Source organism: Psychromonas sp., from assembly GCF_047632995.1.
GTDB lineage: Bacteria > Pseudomonadota > Gammaproteobacteria > Enterobacterales > Psychromonadaceae > Psychromonas.
Map to the genome: position 1 here is coordinate 1 of NZ_JBLIEK010000205.1, position 4,104 is coordinate 4,104.

Here is a 4,104-nt window from a genome sequence, read left to right on the forward strand (position 1 = left end):
AGGACGGCGTACTTCGCAATCATCAAAAAATGGCTAATGGTGTTTATAGGGACACCGTTGTATTTTCAATAATCAATATTGAATGGCCCGTGGTTAAAATCAGCTTAGAGCACAAGTTGGCAAAGTACCGCTAACACCACGTTACACGCGAACTCGATACTGCTGTCGAGGCGTTAGGTTTCAGTGGCGTTTATATATTCTACTTTTAGGTTGTAAATGGAAATATTACTAATCAGGCATGGGAAACCCACTGGTGCAATCAATCCAAGATTGTCGGCATCAGGTTTTGCTTATTGGGTTCGAAATTATAATCGCTCTAAAGTTGATCCTAGAAGTTTGCCACCGAAGGATCTTAGCGGTTCATTAGGTTCGCATTTTATTGTAGCAAGTGATTTAGCCCGTTCCGTAGATTCAGTATATATGTGTCTAAATCGGGAACCTGATTTAAAATTGAAGCAATTACGAGAAATGAATATTCCTTGCTATAAATTGCCATTTGTATTCAAAGCTTACACTTGGCTTATTATCAGTCGTATTTTTTGGTTGGCTGGTTTTAGCGGAAAAGTTGAATCATTCAAAGCTGCAAAAATTCGAGCTAGAATTTCGGCAAAGCAGTTGCAAGAGTTGGCAATAAAGCATGAAAAAGTGGCATTTTTTGGTCATGGCATGTTAAATAAATACATAGCTAAAGAGTTAAATAAACTTGGTTGGGATAGTTCTCCGCAAGGTGAAAAATACTGGAGCACTATCAAATTAAAAATCTAACAAATTGCTGCACTCGATACAGTTGTTGAACAAGCCGTTATATTTTTATCTAGTTGAAAATATTATAAAATAAAAGGACATTAAAGATGGATTGGGCACTCTTCAGTATATTTGTAACAGTAGCTATTGCGCATTTTTTTGCGTTATTAAGTCCTGGTCCTGATTTTGTGCTTATTGTTAAAAGCGCTATAAAGAATGGCCCCCAAAAGTCGATTGGAGTTGCGGCTGGTATAGCAAGTGCTAATGCATTGTACATTGCCCTTTGCTTAATCGGAGTAGGTTCATTGCTAGCAAGTTCAGTGATTATAATGATTGCACTGAAAGTTGCTGGCGGTCTTTTTCTTATTTATCTGGCAATTATGGCTTTAAGAGCAAAGAAAAAAGATTATAAGGATCTCGCTTTTTCTGAAATCCAAATTAACAAATCAGAAACTACGTTTGTAAAAGAGTTCATTACAGGGTTTATGTCTGGTATTTTAAATCCCAAAAACCTCTTGTTTTACCTCAGCCTATTTACAGTCGTCTTAACTAAGGATGTAAATTTTTATTTTAAGGTAGGCCTTGGTATTTGGATGACGCTGGTTGTTTTTTTGTGGGATTTATCTGTGATTTATGTGTTATCTAGAGATAAGGTGCGTCGTAAATTCTCCAAGTTAGCTTATTATATCGACAAATGTACTGGGGCTATCTTAGGTCTAATTGGGTTCACAATAGTAAAGTCAGCACTAACCAAATAGCTAGTTAGTAACTAAAAATATAAGTTGCTGCCCCCGGATTCGATATCTTTGTCGCGGTTTTTGCTAAAAGGAAAAACATTAAAAAACAGCACCCACTTACTCGCCGGTGAGCAAGGCGTTAGCTGTATCCAGTAGCTTCAAAGTTTTCTTCAATATGTTGATTAGCTATACACAATTAAGAAATACTTCAGTGTAACGTTCACAATAAAATTCTTTGTTTTCGATAAAGGTAATAGAATAAAACATAAATAATTAACAAAATGAGGAACATAAGTCATGCACATTTATAAGTGGCAAGATAAATATGATGTTGGGATTGATGCTATAGATGTAGAGCATAGAAATTTATTAACATGTATTAATAAACTTATTACTGCTCAGACTCTTGATAGGTCGATAATTTTAAAACTTGCAGATGAAGTGAGTTTATATGCAGAGTTTCATTTTTTAAGTGAAGAAAACTTAATGTGTTTAACTCACTATCCAGATCTTACAAAACACAGCGAATGTCATCGAGTATTATTAAAGCAATTGGCGGTTAAAAGACGTAATTTAGAAGAGTCAGCAAACGGATTGCAAGATTATGTGAATTTTTTAGTTAAATGGTTTATTGAGCATACTCAAACAATAGACAAAGAATTAGGTCAATATGTGAAAAAATATGAACCAACACCAAATTCACCAGAGCACATTATTCAACAGCTATCGATGGGAAAAAATATGACTAGCTAATTGAGTTGTAATAAACCTGAACGCAAAACTGACGCGTTGTATTGCTGATAGCCTCCACTTCAGTTATGAAATTGGAAGGGCTGTTGTTTGGGTGGTTTGACGGTACCTTATTTGCTGGCTCGATGATGGTTATGTGTTTTATTGCTGGCGTTATATTTTTGAAACTAGTATAGGGAAATAGTAGTGTCTTTTTTGAGTGGTCGTTGGCCAAGAAAAACCTTTAACTTGGTGTTATTAAGTAGCGGCATTGTGGCTTACCTTCTGATTGAAGTATCACCATTTTTTAATATAGTTATCGAACGACTTGGCATAGAAGCTTTAAAGCCTGTAATAATATTACTCACCGTATTATTAAATATAGGTTTTGTTCTAATAATGATATTACGCCTACACGATTTAAACCGCGCTGGTTGGTGGTCCCTCTTGGTATTTATCCCCTTTGTTAATGTCCTATTTGTCATATTACTTATGCTATGGCCAGGTATATCTATAGAACATAGGTATAAAAAAGTGATGAAAACATTGGCAAAAGTATTCTCATTGGTCATTTTGGCAGTGCTTTTACTGCAGATAGATGATGATTTAAATGTTGAGGTGACAGAGTATGTTTTACTTATAGAAGATAGAGTAGCCAATGGAAGCGAAGCATATTTATACCTAACTGGGATCACGGCAGTTGAAGAAAAAAACATTCTATCTCAAGGAAGTAGGTTATTAAGAAGTTACAATAATTCTTCTAAAAATATTTTTAGCTCGTTGAGAGATGCTGAGAAATTAAATATAGATGAGAAGACAAATAACGTTAAAAAACTAATAACTCCAGACAATAAAAATAAGATGTACTGTCAACTTTCTGATTCTGGCTGTTTAAGCAGTATAAATGACAGTTCGAGTAACTGGAAAAATGAAATTAAGAAGTTTTCGGTTATCACCAAAAGATATGAAAAATTCATTTCGTATCCTGAGTTTACCACGCTAACCAGAGCAGACTATAGCTCTCCATATCCTGCTTCTCACTATTTAACGTTTGGAAATAAATTAAAAATATTTTCCGCTTTATCGCTTGCGCGGTCAGGAAAAGCAGAAGAAGCAATCGAAATGCTACTTATTGACAATAGATATTTGCGAAGGCATCTATCGTTAGCCGACAGCTTAATACATAAACTGATCTTTATAAATTTGTACTCAAATAACCTCGATATCATCGTTTATGTTCACTCGGCATACAAGCTAGAAAAACCAGCTAAAATAGCCCATTTATCTCACTCAGAAATGAGTATGAAATACCCATTAATCAGAGAGTTTATAATGCAATATAACGCGTATTTAGACGCTGACCGAAATCCCGATGGCTGGAATGGTTTACCAGGATGGATGGTTAGAGTCATCTTTAAACCAAATATGACCATCAATAAGCGATTAATAAGCTACAAAGATATAATTTCACTTTCTAACCTATCTGCTAAAGAGTTTGCTGAAAGCGTCGTAAACATTGAATCGGCGCCAAAAAGTAAACCAAACTATAGAAATTACGGAGGTAGCATAATGATTGAAGAGCCGATAACATATTTTTCTCAATATATTGCAAAGTCACATGATCTGAACGCTAAAATCTCACTTGCCAACTTTGTACTCAGTAACAAAACTCAGTCACTAGAAAACCCCTATGGTGCGCTTTATAACAAAACAACGGAGAGAGATAACTTTATCTGCTTAGATGGTCCGTTGAAGGACAAATATAATATAAGATGTATCCGAGAAAAAATATAATTTGCTGCACGCGGACTCGATACAGTTGTCGCTAAAAATAAAAATCAGCAAACACTTGCTCGCCGGTGAACGGCCGTTATTCAGATTCGGAGAATAAATG

4 protein-coding genes and 1 pseudogene are annotated in these 4,104 nt (G+C 35.2%); all 5 read left to right on the top strand.

Translation table 11 applies throughout. The features are described 5' to 3' along the window. Positions 1–134 (top strand): annotated as a pseudogene (locus ACJAT7_RS18240) (GNAT family N-acetyltransferase); the annotation flags it as partial. Positions 135–216: 82 nt separating this feature from the next. Then, the gene (locus ACJAT7_RS18245; protein ID WP_415228222.1) at positions 217–765 is read left to right on the top strand and encodes a hypothetical protein; all 549 of its coding nucleotides are present in this window, start codon (positions 217–219) and stop codon (positions 763–765) included. 86 nt (positions 766–851) lie between these two features. Then, positions 852–1,502, top strand: a complete 651-nt coding sequence (locus ACJAT7_RS18250; RefSeq protein WP_415228223.1) for a LysE family translocator — start codon at positions 852–854, stop codon at positions 1,500–1,502. Positions 1,503–1,778: 276 nt separating this feature from the next. Continuing rightward, the gene (locus ACJAT7_RS18255) at positions 1,779–2,234 is read left to right on the top strand and encodes a bacteriohemerythrin (RefSeq protein WP_415228224.1); all 456 of its coding nucleotides are present in this window, start codon (positions 1,779–1,781) and stop codon (positions 2,232–2,234) included. A gap of 183 nt (positions 2,235–2,417) precedes the next feature. Continuing rightward, a complete protein-coding gene (locus tag ACJAT7_RS18260) occupies positions 2,418–4,004 on the top strand; it encodes a DUF805 domain-containing protein (RefSeq protein ID WP_415228225.1) in 1,587 nt (528 codons plus the stop codon). Positions 4,005–4,104: the final 100 nt, after the last annotated feature.